This is a genomic window from Streptomyces sp. NPDC047917 (genome assembly GCF_043204345.1).
Classification (GTDB): domain Bacteria; phylum Actinomycetota; class Actinomycetes; order Streptomycetales; family Streptomycetaceae; genus Streptomyces; species Streptomyces sanglieri.
This window is the reverse complement of sequence record NZ_JBIDCA010000005.1, coordinates 1-18,081: the sequence shown is the minus strand read 5'-3', so window position 1 is coordinate 18,081 and position 18,081 is coordinate 1. Positions and strand designations below refer to the sequence as shown.

Below are 18,081 nucleotides of genomic sequence, written 5' to 3'. Positions count from 1 at the left end.
GGGGACGTTGCCCCGCCTGCCGCGAATCGTCTCAGAGCAGCCCGTTACCGGGGCGGCTCCAGAACGATTGGACAATCAATCATCCCATGATTCTATGATGGGCCTCATGCCCGACGACGAGACCCGGCCCCAGACCCGGACCCTGACCCCCGCCACCACGGTGGACGACCCCACGAAATCCACGGCCGCGCGGACAACCACGGCCGTGCGGACCCCGCCGGCCTCCCGGACGGCACCGGCCGCCGACGGGGCCGCCCCCTGGATGCTCCGGCTGGTCGTCGTCGGGCTGGTCCTCACCGCGCTCAACCTCCGCCCCGCCATCACCAGCCTCGGCGCCCTCCTCGAAGAGGTGCGCGACGGGCTGCACATGAGCGGCAGCGTCGCCGGTGTCCTGACCTCCGTACCGCCGCTCTGCTTCGCGGTCTTCGGCATCATGGCGCCGCGCCTCGCCCGCCGCTTCGGCCCGGGCGCGGTCGTCTGCGCCGGTATGACCGCCATCACCGCCGGTCTGGTGATCCGGCCGCTCGTCGGCGGGACGGCCGGTTTCCTCGCCGCGAGCGCCCTCGCCCTCATGGGCATCGCCGTCAGCAACGTCCTGATGCCGGTGATCGTCAAGCGCTGGTTCCCGGACCGGGTCGGCTCCATGACCGGGCTCTACTCGATGGCCCTGGCCCTCGGCACCTCGCTGGCCGCCGCCGTGACCGTGCCCATGACCAGCGCGATGGGCGGCAGCTGGCGGCTCGGGCTCGGGGTCTGGGCCGTGCTCGCCGCCGCCGCGATCCTGCCCTGGATCCCGCTGGTACGGGACCGCAGCGGCGCCCCGGGGAAGCAGGCCGCCCAGCAGCCGGACGCCCCCGCCCTGCGGATCACCCGCAGCCGTACCGCCTGGGCCCTCGCCTGCTTCTTCGGGCTGCAGGCCACCGCCGCGTACATCACCATGGGATGGATGCCGCAGATCTTCCGCGACGCCGGGGTCTCGGCCGGCACGGCGGGTGTGCTGCTCGCCGTGACCATGGCGATGGGCGTGCCGCTCGCGTTCGTCATCCCCCGGGTCGCGACCCGGATGAAGAACCAGGGCGCGATCGTCGTCTTCCTCGGCAGCTGCGGCCTCCTCGGCTACGCGGGCCTCTACCTCGCACCGGCCGGCGGCGCCTGGGCCTGGGCGCTGCTGCTGGGCATCTCGAACTGCTCCTTCCCGCTCGCCCTGACCATGATCGGCATGCGGTCCCGCAGTGGCGCCGGAGTGGTCCGGCTGTCCGCGTTCGCGCAGTCCGTCGGCTATCTGATCTCGATCCCGGGGCCGCTGCTGATCGGTGTGCTCTACCAGCACAGCGGCGGCTGGGAACTGCCGATCGCGCTGATGGCGGGCCTCATGGTGCCGCAGATGGCGGTCGGAATCCTCGCCGGGCGGGACCGGACCATCGAGGACGAATGCTGAAGTGCGAGACTGAGCCCATGTCTCCTGTGCTCGACCCGAATCCCCAGAACGGTCAGAAGAAGCTCCTCATGGTGCTCGGGGCGATGCTGCTGATCACCGTGATCGTCGCAGTGATCGCTTCGATCGCGTCTCCCTGAGCCGTACGTGCCCCCTGAGCCGTACGCATCTCCTTGATCCGTACGGCCCCCAGCCGTACGCGCCCCCAGCCGTACGCGTCCTTCGAGCCGTACGGCCGCCGATGGTGGGGCTGGCCCCCGTATCCCTTAGGGGGCCAGGGTCAGGGTGAAGTGGGTGGGCCGCCGGATGGGACCGGCCGCCCCGGGTCCGTAGGTTTTCGGTATCAGCACCGAAGACCCGCGGAGGCGGACATGCCGGCCCGAACGCACACCCCGACCACCCACCCGGCCACCGGAAGCGTCGAGGTCCGGCTGCCATGGTGGGCCATCGCGCTGCCCGCGATCGCGTTCGCCGCACTTCTGCTGCTGATCATGGGATCCGGCGAGGCGCAGGCCGCGACCGCCGACCCGGCGATCAGCCGGTTGCTCGCGCGAATCACGGCCCTGGTGACCGGCTGACGTCGTCCGCACACCCCGCGGAAGCCCGCCAACACCCTGCGCCGGGCGGCACATTTCATGCGAAGCTGAGGTGTATGAGCGTCGATACACCTCGCAGGATCGTCCTTCTCAGGCACGCAAAGGCGGAATGGTCGCAGGACTCCGACCACGAGCGACCGCTCGCGGAGCGCGGCCGCAAGGATGCCCCCGTCGCGGGCCGCAAACTCGTCGACTCCGGGATCGCCCTCGATCTGGCCCTCTGCTCCACCGCGGCCAGGACCCGCGAGACGTGGAAGCTGGCCGTCCACGAGATGCCGCAGCGCCCCAGGACCGTGTACGAGGACCGGCTGTACGAGGCATCCCTCGGTGAGCTGATCGCGCTGATCAACGAGACTCCCGACGATGTGCACAACCTCCTGGTCATCGGCCACAACCCCGGTATGCACGCGGTCGCCGACGCCCTCGCGGAGTCGTCCGAGGGCGACGCACTGTCCCGGATGACCCGCGGTGGCTTCCCCACCGCGGCGTTCGCCGTCGTCGAGTTCACCGGCTCCTGGAAGGGCGTGGAACACGGAGTGGGCAAGCTGGTCGAGTACTGGACGCCCAACGACTGACATCGTTCCCGTACGTCGCAGGGCCCCGGTGGGAGAAGCACCGGGGCCCTGCGACACATCTGTACGAACGCGTGAGTCGCGTCGGTCGACTCCTGTCAACGCGTGAGTCGCGTCGGTCGACTCTGTGTGAACGCGTCAGTCGATGAGGCCGACTCTGTGTGAACGCGTCAGTCGACGAGGCCGTCGGCGGCCTCGACCTCCTCGCGGGTGATGCCGAGCAGATACAGCACGGTGTCCAGGAACGGCACGTTCACCGCGGTGTGCGCGGCCTCGCGGACCACCGGCTTGGCGTTGAAGGCCACCCCGAGCCCGGCGGTGTTCAGCATGTCCAGGTCGTTGGCACCGTCACCGATCGCGACGGTCTGCGCCAGCGGCACCCCGGCCTGCTCGGCGAAGCTGCGCAGCAGCCGGGCCTTGCCGGCCCGGTCGACGATGTCGCCGACGACCCGGCCGGTGAGCTTTCCGTCGACCACTTCCAGCGTGTTGGCAGAGGCGAAGTCGAGCCCGAGCCGTTCCTTCAGATCGTCGGTGACCTGGGTGAACCCGCCCGAGACCACACCGACTTGATAGCCGAGCCGCTTCAGCGTACGGATCAGGGTGCGAGCGCCCGGCGTCAGTCGCACCTCGGCGCGCACCTTGTCCACCACCGACACGTCGAGCCCGGCCAGCAGCGCCACCCGCGCGTGCAGCGACTGCTCGAAATCGAGCTCGCCGCGCATCGCCTGCTCGGTCACCTCGGCGACCTTGTCCTCGCAGCCCGCGTGGGCGGCGAAGAGCTCGATGACCTCGTCCTGGATGAGCGTCGAGTCGACATCCATGACGACCAGGCGCTGTGCCCGGCGGCTCAGACCGGCCGACACCACCGCGACGTCGACGCCGATGCCGGCGGACTCCGTCGCCAGTGCGGTGCGCAGTTCCTCGGTAGCGGTGCCGGACACCGCGAACTCGACTGCCGTGACCGGATACTTCGCGAGCCGGAAGATGCGGTCGATGTTGCCGCCGGTGGAGGTGATCGTGGCCGCTATGGCGGCGGTCGACTCCGCGGTCAGCGGGTGCCCGAGCACCGTCACATGGGAACGCCCGTCACCACGCGGCCGGTTGTCACCGGTACCGGAGATGATCTCGGCCTGGAGCTTCAGCGAATCGGCCCAGCTGTGCACGGTCGCCCGCAGGTCGCCCTCGGTGGTGCCGCCCGCGGTCGGGGCGGTGACCAGCGCGCACAGGACGATGCGGCCACGGGTGACGACCTGCTCGATGTCGACGACGTCGACCGAGTAGGCGGCGAGGGTGTCGAAGAGCCCGGCGGTGATACCGGGGCGGTCCTTCCCGAAGATCTTCACGAGAAGGGTGGGAGTGCCGGCGCCCCGAGAGGACCCGGGGGGCTCGGAACGGGACTCAGGGGACTCAGGAGACGAGGAGGACCGAGGTGGCTGAGATGCGCTCATGGTGCTTCCACCGTATCGGTCCGCCCCGGCGCTCCGGTGGCCCGTCCCGAGGACCGGACAGCGCGTCGGACACCCACACCCGCCGGGCGCCCGTGCGTGGTGACGGATCGCGCGCGTCCGGATCCGGCCGGTGTCCGGCGGGGCGATGGGACCACGGACGCGGGGTGACCGGGATGTTCCGGTAACCAGTGATTCATACGTACTCGGGTCGCTTGCCGTGCCCTGTTCCCTTTGGTCGCGCGCCGCTTCCGCGGTTCGTGTCGGCACCGTAACGATGCAGGTCCAGGCAGGGTCTTCGGCCTGCTCGACTTTCGTATCGGGGACTGCTCCTGGAATAGTTCCCCACGATGTTCAGCATCCCTAGACTCCCTGCGATGGGGGTAACTCGGGGGACAACTAGTGGGGCGCGGAGTGCCGGAACTCGTACTGGAATTGAATGGCAGGACCTGGACGCTCGATCCGTCCAGGTCGTACACGCTGGGGCGCGATCCGCAGGGCGACCTGACGATCGACGACGCCAGAGTGTCGTGGCGGCACGCCACGATCAGCTGGGGAGGCCGGAATTGGTTCATCGAGGACCACGGCAGCACCAACGGAACCTATGCACAGGGCAACCGGATCCAGCAACTGGAGATCGGCCCCGGCTCGGTCGTGCACCTGGGCAATGCCACTGACGGCCCGCGGCTGAGCCTCACCGCCGCGGCAGGTGCCGACGCGTACAGCGGACAGGGCGCGGGTGCCCAGCAGGCACCGGTCCAGCAGCCCCAGCAGGGTGGCGCCGGCTGGCCCGGCCAGCAGGCCCCCGCCCCGCACCAGCCGCAGCAGGGCTGGCCGCAGCAGGCGCCCCAGGGAGTGCCGCCGCAGCAGCCCGTGCAACCGCAGGTCCCGCAGCAGCAGGGCGCGGCGAAGCCGCCCGGCACGGGCGGAGCCGCGGGGGCTCCGCCGGTGTACGGAGACCGCAGCCCGACCACGTTCCACCAGCTGGACCTCGGTCGCGTCATGCGCATCGGTCGTGCGCTGGAGAACGAACTGGTCGTCTCCGACCTCCAGGTCTCCCGCCACCACGCCGAATTCCACGCGACCCCCGACGGCCGCTTCGAGATCCGTGACCTCGGATCCCACAACGGCACGTACGTCAACGGTCAGCCGCTGCACAAGTCGGGCTCCGCGCTGATCGGGCCGAACGACATCGTCGGTGTCGGCCACTCGACCTTCCGCCTGGTCGGCGACCGGCTCGAAGAGTTCGTCGACACCGGTGAGGTCTCCTTCTCCGCCCGCCACCTCACGGTGACGGTCGACGGCGGGAAGCAGATCCTCAAGGACGTCTCCTTCGGCGTCCCGGAGAAGTCGCTCGTCGCGGTCATCGGCCCGTCCGGCTCCGGCAAGTCCACCCTGCTCAAGGCGCTCACCGGCTACCGGCCCGCCAACCAGGGCGACGTGCTCTACGACAACCGGAACCTGTACAAGCAGTTCGCCGAACTGCGCCAGCGCATCGGTCTGGTCCCGCAGGACGACATCCTGCACAAGGAACTCACCGTCACCAAGGCGCTCAAGTACGCGGCCAAGCTCCGCTTCCCCGCGGACACCACCGAGGCCGAGCGCCAGGCCCGGATCCTCGAAGTCCTCGCCGAGCTCAAGCTCGACATCCACAAGGACAAGAAGGTCACCTCGCTCTCCGGCGGTCAGCGCAAGCGCGTCTCCGTCGCCCTGGAGCTGCTCACCAAGCCGTCGCTGATATTCCTGGACGAGCCGACCTCCGGCCTCGACCCGGGCATGGACCGCGATGTCATGCAGCTGCTGCGCGGTCTGGCCGACGACGGCCGCACCGTCCTGGTCGTCACGCACTCCGTCGCCGAGCTGGCGATCTGCGACAAGCTGCTGGTCATGGCGCCGGGCGGGTCCGTCGCCTACTTCGGCCCGCCGGAGGAAGCGCTCAATTTCTTCGGTTACACCACCTGGGCCGACGTCTTCTCCGCGTTCGAGAACTACCGCGACTACGACTGGTCGGGCCGCTGGCGCGGATCGCAGCACTACCAGATGTACGCCGCGGACATCGACGCCGTCGCCGCACAGTCCGTACACATGCCGCCCCCGCAGCAGATGCGGCCGCCGAAGCCGCAGAGCTGGTCGGCCCAGCTGTGGACGCTGATGCGCCGCTACGTCTCGGTGATCGCGTCCGACAAGGGCTTCATGGGTCTGATGGTGATCCTGCCCGCGGTGCTCGGCGTCGTCAGCGTGGTCATCCCGGCCGACTTCGGCCTGGCCCCGCCGAAGCCGCCGTCCCGGTTCAACGGAGCCGCCGGAACGATCATGCTGATCCTCGCGGTCGGCATGTGCTTCTCCGGCGCGGCCAACTCCGTACGAGAACTGATCAAGGAACGCGTCATCTACGAACGGGAACGGGCCACCGGCCTGTCCCGCTCCGCCTATCTGATGTCGAAGGTGATCGTTCTCGGCGTGATCACCGCCTTCCAGGGCGTCATCATCTGCGGCATCGGCTTCGCCACCCGCGAGCTGCCGGCCGAGGGCCTGATCATGCCGCCGGCCGTCGAGCTCTGCCTGACGATCATCGTGCTCGGCTTCACCTCGATGATGTTCGGCCTGGTGATCTCCTCGCTGGTGAAGACCGCCGAGAAGACCATGCCCCTGCTGGTCATGTTCGCGATCGTCCAGGTCGTCTTCACCGGCATCCTCTTCCAGGTGTTCGGCTCGCCGGGCCTGGAGCAGTTCGCCTGGCTGATGCCGTCCCGCTGGGCCATCGCCGGCGCGGGCACGACGCTCGACCTCTCGCACCTCATGGCGCCGTGGGATCCGAAGAACCCGACCGATCTCGACCCGCTGTGGGAGCACTCGGCCACTCAGTGGGGGATCAACATCTCGGTGCTGCTGCTGCTCGGCATCATCTGCGGCGTCGTGGTCGCGCGACTGCTGCGCCGCCACGAGCCGGAGGTCATGCGCAAGTAGCGCGGGTCCGGCGCACGACCGCCGAAGGGCGGCACCCCACGCGGGGTGCCGCCCTTCGGCGTATGCGGATGCCGTCCGGCGACGCTCGGTGCCGGTCAGTACGCGCTGTTGACGTTGTCCATGGAGCCGTACTTGTCGGCCGCGTAGTTGGCCGCGGCCGTGATGTTGGCGACCGGGTCGTAGATGTTCCACGAGGTGCCCGGGACGTGGTACGCGTTGAACGTCGGCTGGATGACCTGGAGCAGGCCGCAGGACGGGGTGCCGTTCTGGGCGTTGACGTCCCAGCCGTTGACCGCGTTCGGGTTGCCGGTCGACTCGCGCATGATGTTGCGGTGCAGACCGTTGTACGAGCCGGGGATGCCATTGGCCCGCATGATGTCCAGGGCCTGGTTGATCCAGCCGTCCAGGTTGTTCGCGTACACCGGGGTACGGGCCTCGGAGCGGCTGGCGGCCTGCGGCGCGGTGCGCTCGGCGGCGACGGCCTTCGCCCTCACCTTGGCGGCGGCCTCGGCCTTGGCCTTCGCCTCGGCCCGGGCCTTGACCTCGGCGGCCTCGGCGGCCTTGGCCTTCGCGGCGGCGGCCTTCTTGGCCTTGGCGAGGTCGGCCGCCTTCACCAGCTTCTCGGCGGTGGAGTGCTGCTCGATGATGCTGGCCTGCACGGCCTTGGCCTGCGGAGTACCGGCGGCCGACGCGAGGACCACGGGGGCGGCGGACACGGGGGTCTCGGCCTCGGGCTTGGGGTCGGCGTTGGCGGGGACGAGCGAGAACGAGAGTGCGGCGACGGCCATGGCGGAGATTCCCGCGACGGAGAGCTTCTGGGTCTTGTTCAGGCGACGACGACGGCCGGGGATGCTGGACACGGACATGCAGACGTACCTCTTCGAATAGCGGGAGTCCTCACGGAGGACGAAGACGGGAAGCGTTCGCGCATCTCCGTCGGGGACGAGAGCAATTCTTAGCGCCCGCAAAATCTGGTGGCAAAGGTGTGACGTACGAACCCGGGTAGTGGACCGGGGCTCCGCTCGAACGTGTCGGCCCGCGCTCATAACCATTGATGTGGCGCTTATGTGTCCACTAGCAGCCTTCGTAAGTGATGTGGGTCCTATGCGCGGCCTCACACCGGGCGGGCGGAAACCTCACCAACCGTTGCTCCAGCAATCCGGAGTGTGAGATTCCGGGGTGCGTGTGCGTATCCGACGGGGCCGCCACCCCCTGTCTGCGCGGCCGCTCGCGCGTGTACGGGGCCGCTCCCGTACGTACAGGCCGCTCCCGTACAGGCAGCCGGTCCTGAAGGAAGGCCGTCCCTGAAGGAGGACGGCCCTGAGAGAAGGCCGTCCCTGAGGGGAGGCCGTTCTCGCGAACAGGCGCAGGGACCTAGTCCCTGCGCCCTAACCGGCGGCCGTCCACAGGCCGATACGGCGTTCGAACCCCGCCGGTACGGTGAGGCCATGAGCCATCGCCCGTCGTCGGGTCTCGCCGCCGTGAGCGCCGCGCTGCTCGCCATGAGCCGGCATCTCGAAGTGCGCGACGTCCTGAAGAAGATCGTCGTCTCGGCCCGCGAGCTGCTGGACGCCGAGTACGCCGCCCTGGGCGTCCCCGACGACCACGGCGGCTTCGCCCAGTTCGTCGTCGACGGTGTCAGCGACGAGCAGTGGAAGGCCATCGGCCCGCTGCCCAGACAGCACGGCATCCTCGCGTCGATGCTCCACGAGGCGAAGCCCGAGCGGCTCGCCGATGTCCGCAAGGACCCCCGCTTCGAGGGCTGGCCCGCCGCCCACCCCGACATGTCCGACTTCCTCGGCCTGCCCATCAGGGACGGCGAGGAGGTCATCGGCGCCCTCTTCCTCGCCAACAAACGCTGCCCCAAGCCCGAGGGCAGCTGCGGCTTCACCGCCGAGGACGAGGAACTGCTGGCCATCCTCGCCCAGCACGCGGCGATCGCCCTCACCAACGCCCGGCTCTACGAACGCAGCCGCGAGCTCACCATCGCCGAGGAGCGGTCCCGGCTCGCCCACGAGCTGCACGACGCGGTGAGCCAGAAGCTCTTCTCGCTGCGGCTGACGGCCCAGGCCGCCGCCGCCCTGGTGGACCGCGACCCGGCCCGCGCCAAGGGCGAGCTCCAGCAGGTCGCCGCACTCGCCGCGGAAGCCGTGGACGAACTGCGCGCCGCCGTCGTCGAGCTGCGCCCCGCCGCGCTCGACGAGGACGGCCTGGTCGCCACCCTCCGTACCCAGATCCAGGTCCTGGACCGGGCCCACACCGCCCGGGTCACCTTCGAGAGCCTGGGCACACGGGCTCTGCCGGCCGCCCACGAGGAGGCGCTGCTGAGGGTCTCCCAGGAGGCCCTGCACAACGCACTGCGCCACTCCGGGGCGGAACACGTCGAGGTCACACTCGCCCGGCACGGCAGCGGCACACTGCTGCGGATCACCGACGACGGCAGCGGCTTCGAACCCGCGGCGACCCGGCAGGCGGGCCGGCACCTGGGCCTGGTGTCCATGCGGGACCGTGCGAACGGCGTCGGCGGAAAGCTCATCGTTGAATCGGCGCCCGGCAAGGGCACCACGATCGAGATGGAGGTACCCGGTGGCTGACAAGATCATCAGGGTGCTGCTGGTCGACGACCACCAGGTGGTCCGCCGCGGTCTGCGTACGTTCCTGGAGATCCAGGACGACATAGAGGTGGTCGGCGAGGCGGCCGACGGCGCGGAAGGAGTGGCCAGGACCGAGGAGCTCCACCCCGACGTCGTCCTGATGGACATCAAGATGCCCGGCACCGACGGCATCGAGGCGCTGCGCAGGCTGCGCGAGCTGGAGAGCCCGGCCAAGGTCCTCATCGTCACCAGCTTCACCGAGCAGCGCACGGTGGTCCCCGCGCTGCGCGCCGGAGCCTCCGGTTACGTGTACAAGGACGTCGACCCGGACGCGCTGGCCGGCGCGATCCGCTCGGTGTACGCGGGCCACGTCCTGCTCCAGCCGGAGGTCGCGGGGGCCCTGCTCGCCCAGGAGGACTCGGGCAGTGGCACGGGCCGGGGGAGCACCCTCACCGAGCGGGAGCGGGAGGTGCTCGGGCTGATCGCCGACGGCCGCTCCAACCGGGAGATCGCGCGAGCGCTGGTCCTCTCCGAGAAGACCGTCAAGACGCACGTATCGAACATCCTGATGAAGCTCGACCTCTCGGACCGGACCCAGGCGGCCCTGTGGGCGGTGCGACACGGGGCGGCGGGCTGACCTGCGCCGAAGTGGACCGTCTCTCTCCGGGCTGAGATTCATACTGTCGGGTGTATGTCACCCGGACGGCGCAACCTGCTCGGCCCCGGGGCGTTCTCCAGGGTGCTGCGGCGGTCGGCCGCAGCCACGCTAGGAGGATCCTGAAGTGAAGAACCTGAAGAAGGCCGCTGCCGTCACCATGATCGCCGGCGGGATCATCGCCGCCGGCGCGGGCGCCGCCTCCGCCACCGGACACGGCGCGGGTGCCGGCGGTGTCGCGGCCCACTCCCCGGGCGTGGTCAGCGGCAATGTGATCCAGGTCCCGGTGGACGTCCCGGTCAACGTGGTCGGCAACACGGTCAACGTGATCGGCCTGCTCAACCCGGCCTTCGGCAACCTCGGCCTGAACGGCTGACCGACCCGCGGCCGGCTGACCGGCGCCACGGTCACACCTCGCCGGACGGGCGCATCGAGCCCGTCCGGCGACCCCGCCGCCCGCCCGACCGCTCCCGCTCACCGCTCCCGCTCGCGCTCCTCCACATACGCGTTGTACGCGGCGACCTGCGCCCGCCGGGCCACCCGCTCCACCGGTCTCAGCGCCTCGCCCCTGGCCGCGATCTCCGAGGCGCTCACCGCCCCACCGTGCCCGTTCTCGTACGCCACCGAGATCAGCAGCCCCACCCGCTGCGCCAGCTCCAGCACCCGCACCGCCCGCGGCGGATAACCCGGAGCCAGCACCTCGCGCCCCCGCTCCGCCCGCGCCCGGTACGCGTCCACCGCCGCATCCGCCACCGGCCCCGAACCGGCCACGTCCAACCGCGACAGCACCGCCGTCGCGTCCCGCAACGCCTCGGCGAGCTCCCGCTCCGCCTCGCCCAGCGACGGCACATCGGCCGGCGGCGCCTCCCGCACCGCCAGACAACGCCACACCACCTCGATGTGCAGATCCCCGGCCGGCCCCACCTCACGCACCTCGGGAACCAGCCCGTACGGCGCACCGAAGGCCACCACCGCCTCCTCGGCCTCCAGCGCCCGCGCGTTGAAGTCCGGCGGACCGCTCAGCCCCAGCGGATGGCCCGGCGCCGGCAGCGCCACCCGGAAACCCGTCACCCCCAGACCCCGCAGCCGGCCGAGCGCCAGCGTGAGCCCGACCGGCCCCGCCTCGCCCGGCAGCCCCTCGACGCGGTGCACCGCGTCCTCCCCGACAATGGCGAGCGCCGCCTCGTCCGGCGACACCAGTCCCGCCAGAAGCGCGTTTCCCCAAGCGGCCAACAGCCCTGAGCGTGGTTCCGAAAGCATGGGAACACCCTAGGGAACGGACCCGGGGGCTGTCGTCACTCGGGCCCAGCGCCGGGAGCACTCGCGCGGTGGCGTAGATTTCCCTGGGAGCTGTGCCCACAGGTACCGACGATCTCGACACTGCATGGGGAGACAACGCGCCATGAGCGATGTACTGGAGCTGGTGGACGTATCCGTGGTCCGCGACGGACGCGCTCTGGTGGACGACGTCTCCTGGTCGGTCAAGGAGGGGGAGCGCTGGGTCATCCTCGGCCCCAACGGCGCCGGCAAGACCACCCTCCTCAACATCGCGTCCAGCTACCTCTTCCCGAGCACCGGTACCGCCAAGGTCCTCGGCGAGCAGCTCGGCGGCGTCGGCACCGACGTCTTCGAGCTTCGCCCCCGCATCGGCATCGCGGGCGTCGCCATGGCCGAGAAGCTGCCCCGGCGCCAGACCGTCCTGCAGACGGTGCTCACCGCCGCGTACGGCATGACCGCCACCTGGCACGAGAACTACGAGGCCGTCGACGAGGAGCGCGCCCGCGCCTTCCTCGACCGGCTCGGCATGACCGAGTACCTCGACCGCAAGTTCGGCACCCTGTCCGAGGGCGAGCGCAAGCGCACCCTGATCGCCCGCGCCATGATGACCGACCCCGAACTGCTGCTCCTCGACGAGCCTGCGGCAGGACTCGACCTCGGCGGCCGCGAGGACCTGGTCCGGCGCCTCGGCCGGCTGGCCCGCGACCCGTACGCCCCCTCCATGATCATGGTCACCCACCATGTCGAGGAGATCGCCCCCGGGTTCACCCACGTCCTGATGATCCGCCAGGGCAAGGTGCTCGCCGCGGGCCCCATGGAGACCGAACTCAGCTCCCGCAACCTCTCCCTCTGCTTCGGACTGCCGCTCGTCGTCGAGCACACCGGCGACCGCTACACGGCCCACGGACTGCCGCTCTCGTAACCGCCGCCGGCACGGACTCCCGGCCGTAACGGGCGCAGCGACCGGCTTGCGCCCTGTCCGCGAGGGCGTTCGCGGTTCTACCATGGCCCCGTGGACATCGATGCGTGGGTGTGGTGGCTGATCGGCGCGGTGGGACTGGGCATCCCACTCGTCATGACTGCGATGCCCGAGTTCGGCATGTTCGCCGTCGGAGCGGTCGCAGCGGCTGTCGTCGCGGCACTCGGCGGCGGCATCGTGGCCCAGGTGCTGGTGTTCGTCGTGGTCTCCGTGGCACTCGTCGCGGTGGTCCGTCCGATCGCCGCCAGACACCGTACCGACCGGCCCCGACTCGCCACCGGTATCGACGCGCTGAAAGGCCGTCAGGCGGTCGTCCTGGAGCGGGTCGACAGCGGCGGCGGCCGGATCAAGCTGGCCGGCGAGATCTGGTCCGCCCGCGCACTCGACGAGGGCCAGAGCTTCGATCCCGGCCAACAGGTCGATGTCGTCGACATCGACGGAGCCACGGCAGTCGTCATGTGACCGAACCACCCACAAGGCAGAGCGCGTTCTGTCAGACTCGATGTCGATCATCATGAGATCGGGGCCGGTACAGCTTCCGGCCCCTCCCGCGAACTCGACCTCGATCATCGCGATCCGTCGGCAACCGAAGGGCAACGAGGAACACGATGCAACCGATCATCATCGTTCTGATCATTCTGGTGGTGCTCGTCTTCATCGCCCTGATCAAGACGATCCAGGTCATCCCGCAGGCCAGCGCCGCCATCGTGGAGCGCTTCGGCCGCTACACCCGCACGCTCAACGCGGGCCTGAACATCGTCGTTCCATTCATCGACTCCATCCGCAACCGCATCGACCTCCGTGAACAGGTCGTGCCGTTCCCGCCCCAGCCGGTGATCACCCAGGACAACCTGGTCGTCAACATCGACACCGTCATCTACTACCAGGTGACCGACGCGCGGGCCGCGACCTACGAAGTCGCCAGCTACATCCAGGCGATCGAGCAGCTCACCGTCACCACCCTCCGCAACATCATCGGTGGCATGGACCTGGAGCGGACCCTGACCTCCCGCGAGGAGATCAACGCGGCCCTGCGCGGCGTCCTCGACGAGGCCACCGGCAAGTGGGGCATCCGCGTCAACCGCGTCGAGCTCAAGGCGATCGAGCCGCCCACCTCCATCCAGGACTCGATGGAGAAGCAGATGCGCGCCGACCGTGACAAGCGCGCCGCGATCCTCCAGGCCGAAGGAACGCGACAGTCCGCGATCCTCACCGCGGAGGGCGAGAAGCAGTCCGCGATCCTGCGCGCCGAGGGTGAGGCCAAGGCATCGGCCCTGCGCGCCGAGGGCGAGGCCCAGGCGATCCGTACGGTCTTCGAGTCGATCCACGCCGGCGACCCGGACCAGAAGCTCCTCTCGTACCAGTACCTCCAGATGCTCCCGAAGATCGCCGAGGGAGACGCCAACAAGCTCTGGATCGTGCCCAGCGAGATCGGCGACGCCCTCAAGGGCCTCAGCGGTGCCTTCGGCAACCTCGGCAACGGCGTCCCCGGCTTCGACACCAGCAAGGAACGCCGGGAACAGCCCCCGGTCGACTGACGCGTACACGCCCCGTGCATGATCAATGCACCAAGCACCGATCATGCACGGGGGGTACGCAATGAACACCTGGGAGATGCTCGCCGTCTTCGTCGCGGGCATCAGTGCAGGCACGATCAACACGATCGTCGGCTCGGGAACGCTGATCACCTTCCCCGTGCTGCTCGCCACCGGCCTTCCCCCGGTCACGGCGACCGTCTCCAACGCCCTCGGCCTGATACCCGGTTCCGTCAGCGGCGCCATCGGCTACCGCGAGGAACTCAAGGGACAGGGCCGCCGCGTACTCAAGCTCGCCGTCGGCGCCCTCATGGGCGGCCTCACCGGTGCCACCCTCCTGCTGGCCCTGCCCTCGACGGCCTTCGAGACCATCGTGCCGATCCTGGTGGCCCTGGCTCTGGTCCTGGTCATCCTGCAACCACGCATCAGCAAAGCGGTCCAGCGCCGGCGCGAGCACACCGGCACCCCCGCCCGTCCCGACGGCGGACCGCTGCTGTTCGTCGGCCTGATGCTCGCCAGCGTCTACGGCGGCTACTTCACCGCCGCCCAGGGGATCATCTACCTCTCCCTGATGGGCATGCTGCTCGACGACACCATGCAGCGCCTCAACGCCGTCAAGAACGTCCTGGCCGCCGTCGTCAACAGCATCGCCGCGCTCTTCTTCCTCTTCGTCGCGCACTTCGACTGGACGGCCGTCGTACTGATCGCGGTCGGATCCGCGCTGGGTGGCCAGATCGGTGCCAGGATCGGCCGCCGCCTCAGCCCCACCGTGCTGCGCGTCCTCATCGTCGCGGTCGGCACGGCCGCCATCGTCCAGCTGCTGCTCCGCTGACACGGCGAAGCCCGCCTCCCCACGGAGACGGGCTTCACCCCGACGAAATGCGTACACCGCCTACGCTGCGGTGCCCTCCAGCCACTCCGGCAGCGCCGACCGGTCACCGGACCCCATCGCCAGCAGCATCGCCTGCGCGGGAGACGGCACGAACGGCTGGCGCAGCAGCGGCATTCCCGCCTGCTCCGGCGTCCGGGCCGCCTTGCGGTGATTGTCCTCGGCACAGGACGCCACCGTGTTGAGCCAGGCGTCCTGACCCCCCTGGGCACGCGGCACCACGTGGTCGACGGTGCTCGCCCGCCGCCCGCAGTACGCGCACCGGTGCTGGTCCCGTATCAGCACACCCCTCCGGGACCAGGGGGCATGTCTTCGGAACGGCACCCGTACGTACCGGCAGAGCCTGATCACCCGGGGCACCGGAATGTCCACGGCGGCACCACGCATGCGGAGATCGGGATGCGACTGCTCGACGACGGCCTTGTCCTGAAGAATCAGCACCACCGCACGATTCAGCGTCACCGTCGACAGCGGCTCGAAGCTCGCATTCAGTACCAGCGTGTCCCGCATCTCGCCCACCTCCCGTGTGCCGGCCGCCCCCTGGCAGGCCCGGATCAACTCTGGCCGGGCGAGCCGTGATGGACAACGCAATAAAAAATGCCCTGCCCTGATCTCTCCAGGACCAGGGCAGGGCAAACAGCAGGGGAACTCTCGGCTCACCGGGTACTAGGCGGGACCGGTGTACTCGCCGATCAGCTGAGCACGGCCCAGCGTGTGGAACCGCAGGTTGAAACCGACGACCGCGGGCGACGCGTCACTGTCGACACCCAGCTTCTCGGTGTCCACCGCGTACACCGTGAACACGTAGCGGTGGTTCTCCCCGGCGGGCGGAGCGGCACCGCCGAAGTCCTTCGAGCCGTAGTCGTTACGGGCCTGGACGGCGCCGGCAGGCAGCCCCTCGGACTTCCCGCCGCCCGCACCGGCCGGCAGTTCCGTGACCGACGCCGGGATGTCGAAGAGCACCCAGTGCCAGAACCCGCTGCCGGTGGGGGCATCGGGGTCGAAGCAGGTCACGGCGAAACTCTTGGTCTGCGCGGGGAATCCCTCCCACCGCAGCTGCGGCGAGGTGTTCCCGGCAGCGAACACCTGAGCGTCCGCCAGCACGGCACCGGGGGCGAGATCCTCGCTCGCCACGGTGAACGACGGCACCTCCGGATGGAAGTCGTGCGGCAGCGGCGCCCTCTTCGGCTCGGTCACGTCAGCACCTCTCCTGATCGCTCTCCTGCTGTCAGCAGGTCTCCCACCGACCCTAGAGCCAGTTGCGCTGACCGCCGACCTGCGCCAGCCACTGATTGAGGTACGCCGCCCAGTCAGTCCCCTGGTAGTCGTGCAGCCCGACCTTGAACGAGCGGTAGGAGTCGCTGCCCTCGCTGAAGAGGCCCGACTTCTTGTCCATCTCCAGGACGACGTCCATCTCACGGTCGTCCGCGACGAACGTCAGCTCCACCTGGTTCAGCCCGCGGTACTGCTGCGGCGGGAAGAACTCGATCTCCTGGTAGAAGGGCAGCCGCTGACGCGTACCGCGAATGTGACCGCGCTCCATGTCCGCGCTGCGGAAGCCGAAGCCGAGCCGGCCGAAGGCGTCGAGGATGGCCTGCTGGGCCGGCAGCGGGTGCACGTTGATCGGGTCCAGGTCGCCTGAGTCCAGCGCCCGCGCGATCTCCAGCTCCGTGGTCACGCCGATGTTCATGCCGTGCAGGTGCTGACCGGCGAACATCGTGATCGGCGTCTCCCACGGAATTTCGAGCCCGAAGGGTACGACGTGCACGGCACCGGCCCGCACCTCGAACGCGCCGCCGAGGCGCAGCTTGGTGAACTCGATGTCCTGCTTGGTCTCCGTGTCGTTGCCCTCGACCTCGACCCGGGCCTGGAGGCCCACGGAGAGTCCCTCGATCTGCTGATCCACGGAACCGCCCTGGACCCGCACCTCGCCCTGGACGACCCCACCCGGTACGACGTTGAGCTCGGAAAGCTCGGTCTCCACCGAAGCGCCACCGGCACCCATGCTCGCGAGCAGCCGCTTGAAGCCCATGTTTACTCCTCCTTGGTCCTGACCCCTAGATACGCGCCACGACCGTAGTCGGTTCCCGGTACCCTCGACCGCCATGATCGAGGGCTTGGACCGTACGCCGCTGACACGTGACTTCTTCGACCGCCCCGTACTGGACGTGGCACCCGACCTCCTGGGCCGGACCCTGGTGCGAGCCACACCGGACGGACCCATCGAGCTCCGCCTCACCGAGGTGGAGGCGTACGCCGGCGAGATCGACCCCGGCTCGCACGCCTTCAGAGGCCGCACCGCACGCAACAGCGTCATGTTCGGACCGCCCGGCCACGCGTACGTCTACTTCACCTACGGCATGTGGCACTGCCTCAACCTGGTGTGCGGCCCCGAGGGCTGGGCGAGCGGGGTCCTGCTCCGCGCCGGCGACATCCAGGTCGGCGCCGAACTCACCCGCGACCGTCGGAACTCGGCCCGCAACGACAGGGAACTGGCCAAAGGCCCGGCCCGACTGGCCACCGCCCTCGACGTCGACCGCGCACTGAACGGCACCGACGCCATCGCCCACCCCGGCGCCTCGCTGTCCGTACTGCACGGCACCCCGCCCCCATGCGACCAGGTACGCAACGGTCCCCGCACCGGAGTGGGCGGCGACGGCGCCACACATCCCTGGCGATTCTGGATCGACGGTGACCCCACGGTGAGCCCCTACCGGGCCCATGTGCCACGTCGACGCGCAACTTGACTCGCCCTTGAGGGGCGCCTAATGTAGTCCGAGCCGCTTGAGACGGGTGCTGTTTTCGATGAGGTCCACCGGACCGCATCCGAAGCATCCCTGAGCGGCCAACCACTACCTACGAATCACCCTGGCGGGTGCGAATTCGGCATGCCGTAATTCAATCCCCTCGGCTCGATTATGAGTCGCCAAGGAAATCGGCTAATGTAGTGGACACGCCGAAAGGCAAGGCCACTCCAAAGGCCACCGGAATTCAAATTCGGACCGGAAACGGAACGAAAAAGAGTCTGGTAAGGTTGGAACCGCCGGAAAGGGAAACGCGAAAGCGAAGAACTGGAAAGCGAAAAGCAGGATCCCGCTTCGACCGGGAATCGGACACGAAAGAGTCTGATAGAGTC

General features: G+C 69.3%; 19 protein-coding genes. 13 read left to right on the top strand and 6 right to left on the bottom strand.

Features of this window, described 5'->3' with window-relative positions; all coding sequences use genetic code 11:
* Nucleotides 1-106: 106 nt before the first annotated feature.
* The 4 genes from ACGF8B_RS12875 to ACGF8B_RS12860 all read left to right on the top strand — a co-directional run bounded on the left by ACGF8B_RS12875 (nucleotide 107) and on the right by ACGF8B_RS12860 (nucleotide 2,606).
* The gene (locus ACGF8B_RS12875; RefSeq protein WP_392737472.1) at nucleotides 107-1,438 is read left to right on the top strand and encodes a CynX/NimT family MFS transporter; all 1,332 of its coding nucleotides are present in this window, start codon (nucleotides 107-109) and stop codon (nucleotides 1,436-1,438) included.
* Nucleotides 1,439-1,464: 26 nt separating this feature from the next.
* Nucleotides 1,465-1,575, top strand: coding sequence for an SGM_5486 family transporter-associated protein (locus tag ACGF8B_RS12870; RefSeq protein WP_259931089.1), 111 nt, complete (start codon nucleotides 1,465-1,467; stop codon nucleotides 1,573-1,575).
* 231 nt (nucleotides 1,576-1,806) lie between these two features.
* Complete coding sequence (locus ACGF8B_RS12865) at nucleotides 1,807-2,013, top strand: hypothetical protein (protein WP_342280629.1); 207 nt, start codon at nucleotides 1,807-1,809, stop codon at nucleotides 2,011-2,013.
* Between the two features lie 74 nt (nucleotides 2,014-2,087).
* Nucleotides 2,088-2,606, top strand: coding sequence for a SixA phosphatase family protein (locus tag ACGF8B_RS12860; RefSeq protein WP_392737470.1), 519 nt, complete (start codon nucleotides 2,088-2,090; stop codon nucleotides 2,604-2,606).
* 167 nt (nucleotides 2,607-2,773) lie between these two features.
* Here the strand turns inward: ACGF8B_RS12860 and serB are convergent, their stop codons facing one another.
* Entirely contained in the window at nucleotides 2,774-4,051 is a 1,278-nt protein-coding gene (gene serB / locus ACGF8B_RS12855) for a phosphoserine phosphatase SerB (RefSeq protein WP_342280627.1), read from the bottom strand.
* Between the two features lie 399 nt (nucleotides 4,052-4,450).
* Here serB and ACGF8B_RS12850 point away from each other — a divergent pair, with 399 nt between their 5' ends.
* Nucleotides 4,451-7,015: an FHA domain-containing protein gene (locus tag ACGF8B_RS12850; RefSeq protein ID WP_392737468.1), complete on the top strand. Its 2,565-nt coding sequence runs from the start codon at nucleotides 4,451-4,453 to the stop codon at nucleotides 7,013-7,015.
* A 95-nt stretch (nucleotides 7,016-7,110) separates the two neighbouring features.
* On the opposite strand, the gene ACGF8B_RS12845 is transcribed toward ACGF8B_RS12850, so the two are convergent.
* Nucleotides 7,111-7,881: a transglycosylase SLT domain-containing protein gene (locus tag ACGF8B_RS12845; protein ID WP_392737466.1), complete on the bottom strand. Its 771-nt coding sequence runs from the start codon at nucleotides 7,879-7,881 to the stop codon at nucleotides 7,111-7,113.
* Between the two features lie 582 nt (nucleotides 7,882-8,463).
* Between ACGF8B_RS12845 and ACGF8B_RS12840 the strand changes: the two genes are divergently transcribed.
* The 3 genes from ACGF8B_RS12840 to ACGF8B_RS12830 all read left to right on the top strand — a co-directional run bounded on the left by ACGF8B_RS12840 (nucleotide 8,464) and on the right by ACGF8B_RS12830 (nucleotide 10,640).
* Complete coding sequence (locus tag ACGF8B_RS12840; RefSeq protein WP_392737465.1) at nucleotides 8,464-9,609, top strand: GAF domain-containing sensor histidine kinase; 1,146 nt, start codon at nucleotides 8,464-8,466, stop codon at nucleotides 9,607-9,609.
* Nucleotides 9,602-10,246, top strand: coding sequence for a response regulator (locus tag ACGF8B_RS12835; protein WP_392737464.1), 645 nt, complete (start codon nucleotides 9,602-9,604; stop codon nucleotides 10,244-10,246). Before ACGF8B_RS12840 ends, ACGF8B_RS12835 begins: the two co-directional genes overlap by 8 nt.
* A 145-nt stretch (nucleotides 10,247-10,391) precedes the next feature.
* A complete protein-coding gene (locus tag ACGF8B_RS12830) occupies nucleotides 10,392-10,640 on the top strand; it encodes a chaplin family protein (protein WP_392737462.1) in 249 nt (82 codons plus the stop codon).
* 98 nt (nucleotides 10,641-10,738) lie between these two features.
* Here the strand turns inward: ACGF8B_RS12830 and ACGF8B_RS12825 are convergent, their stop codons facing one another.
* Complete coding sequence (locus ACGF8B_RS12825) at nucleotides 10,739-11,524, bottom strand: hypothetical protein (RefSeq protein WP_266916809.1); 786 nt, start codon at nucleotides 11,522-11,524, stop codon at nucleotides 10,739-10,741.
* Nucleotides 11,525-11,666: 142 nt separating this feature from the next.
* Here ACGF8B_RS12825 and ACGF8B_RS12820 point away from each other — a divergent pair, with 142 nt between their 5' ends.
* The 4 genes from ACGF8B_RS12820 (at nucleotide 11,667) to ACGF8B_RS12805 (ending at nucleotide 14,888) form a co-directional block, all read left to right on the top strand.
* Nucleotides 11,667-12,464, top strand: coding sequence for an ABC transporter ATP-binding protein (locus ACGF8B_RS12820; protein WP_124718429.1), 798 nt, complete (start codon nucleotides 11,667-11,669; stop codon nucleotides 12,462-12,464).
* Between the two features lie 90 nt (nucleotides 12,465-12,554).
* Nucleotides 12,555-12,983, top strand: a complete 429-nt coding sequence (locus ACGF8B_RS12815; protein ID WP_392737460.1) for an NfeD family protein — start codon at nucleotides 12,555-12,557, stop codon at nucleotides 12,981-12,983.
* 146 nt (nucleotides 12,984-13,129) lie between these two features.
* Complete coding sequence (locus ACGF8B_RS12810; RefSeq protein WP_384761141.1) at nucleotides 13,130-14,059, top strand: SPFH domain-containing protein; 930 nt, start codon at nucleotides 13,130-13,132, stop codon at nucleotides 14,057-14,059.
* Between the two features lie 61 nt (nucleotides 14,060-14,120).
* Nucleotides 14,121-14,888: a sulfite exporter TauE/SafE family protein gene (locus ACGF8B_RS12805; protein ID WP_392737459.1), complete on the top strand. Its 768-nt coding sequence runs from the start codon at nucleotides 14,121-14,123 to the stop codon at nucleotides 14,886-14,888.
* A gap of 60 nt (nucleotides 14,889-14,948) precedes the next feature.
* On the opposite strand, the gene ACGF8B_RS12800 is transcribed toward ACGF8B_RS12805, so the two are convergent.
* The 3 genes from ACGF8B_RS12800 to ACGF8B_RS12790 form a co-directional block, all read right to left on the bottom strand.
* Nucleotides 14,949-15,455, bottom strand: coding sequence for an HNH endonuclease (locus tag ACGF8B_RS12800; protein ID WP_392737457.1), 507 nt, complete (start codon nucleotides 15,453-15,455; stop codon nucleotides 14,949-14,951).
* Between the two features lie 156 nt (nucleotides 15,456-15,611).
* Nucleotides 15,612-16,142, bottom strand: a complete 531-nt coding sequence (locus tag ACGF8B_RS12795; protein WP_392737456.1) for a YbhB/YbcL family Raf kinase inhibitor-like protein — start codon at nucleotides 16,140-16,142, stop codon at nucleotides 15,612-15,614.
* Nucleotides 16,143-16,194: 52 nt separating this feature from the next.
* A complete protein-coding gene (locus tag ACGF8B_RS12790) occupies nucleotides 16,195-16,977 on the bottom strand; it encodes a sporulation protein (RefSeq protein WP_392737455.1) in 783 nt (260 codons plus the stop codon).
* 73 nt (nucleotides 16,978-17,050) lie between these two features.
* Here ACGF8B_RS12790 and ACGF8B_RS12785 point away from each other — a divergent pair, with 73 nt between their 5' ends.
* A complete protein-coding gene (locus ACGF8B_RS12785; RefSeq protein WP_392737453.1) occupies nucleotides 17,051-17,692 on the top strand; it encodes a DNA-3-methyladenine glycosylase in 642 nt (213 codons plus the stop codon).
* Nucleotides 17,693-18,081 lie beyond the last annotated feature (389 nt).

Bases quoted from the DNA above. Each gene is read 5' to 3' on its own strand.
- serB (WP_342280627.1), bottom strand. From the start codon at position 4,051: ATGAGCGCATCTCAGCCACCTCGGTCCTCCTCGTCTCCTGAGTCCCCT.
- ACGF8B_RS12785 (WP_392737453.1), top strand. From the start codon at position 17,051: ATGATCGAGGGCTTGGACCGTACGCCGCTGACACGTGACTTCTTCGAC.
- ACGF8B_RS12825 (WP_266916809.1), bottom strand. From the start codon at position 11,524: ATGCTTTCGGAACCACGCTCAGGGCTGTTGGCCGCTTGGGGAAACGCG.
- ACGF8B_RS12865 (WP_342280629.1), top strand. From the start codon at position 1,807: ATGCCGGCCCGAACGCACACCCCGACCACCCACCCGGCCACCGGAAGC.
- ACGF8B_RS12805 (WP_392737459.1), top strand. From the start codon at position 14,121: ATGAACACCTGGGAGATGCTCGCCGTCTTCGTCGCGGGCATCAGTGCA.
- ACGF8B_RS12875 (WP_392737472.1), top strand. From the start codon at position 107: ATGCCCGACGACGAGACCCGGCCCCAGACCCGGACCCTGACCCCCGCC.
- ACGF8B_RS12800 (WP_392737457.1), bottom strand. From the start codon at position 15,455: ATGCGGGACACGCTGGTACTGAATGCGAGCTTCGAGCCGCTGTCGACG.
- ACGF8B_RS12820 (WP_124718429.1), top strand. From the start codon at position 11,667: ATGAGCGATGTACTGGAGCTGGTGGACGTATCCGTGGTCCGCGACGGA.
- ACGF8B_RS12790 (WP_392737455.1), bottom strand. From the start codon at position 16,977: ATGGGCTTCAAGCGGCTGCTCGCGAGCATGGGTGCCGGTGGCGCTTCG.
- ACGF8B_RS12845 (WP_392737466.1), bottom strand. From the start codon at position 7,881: ATGTCCGTGTCCAGCATCCCCGGCCGTCGTCGTCGCCTGAACAAGACC.
- ACGF8B_RS12860 (WP_392737470.1), top strand. From the start codon at position 2,088: ATGAGCGTCGATACACCTCGCAGGATCGTCCTTCTCAGGCACGCAAAG.
- ACGF8B_RS12810 (WP_384761141.1), top strand. From the start codon at position 13,130: ATGCAACCGATCATCATCGTTCTGATCATTCTGGTGGTGCTCGTCTTC.
- ACGF8B_RS12840 (WP_392737465.1), top strand. From the start codon at position 8,464: ATGAGCCATCGCCCGTCGTCGGGTCTCGCCGCCGTGAGCGCCGCGCTG.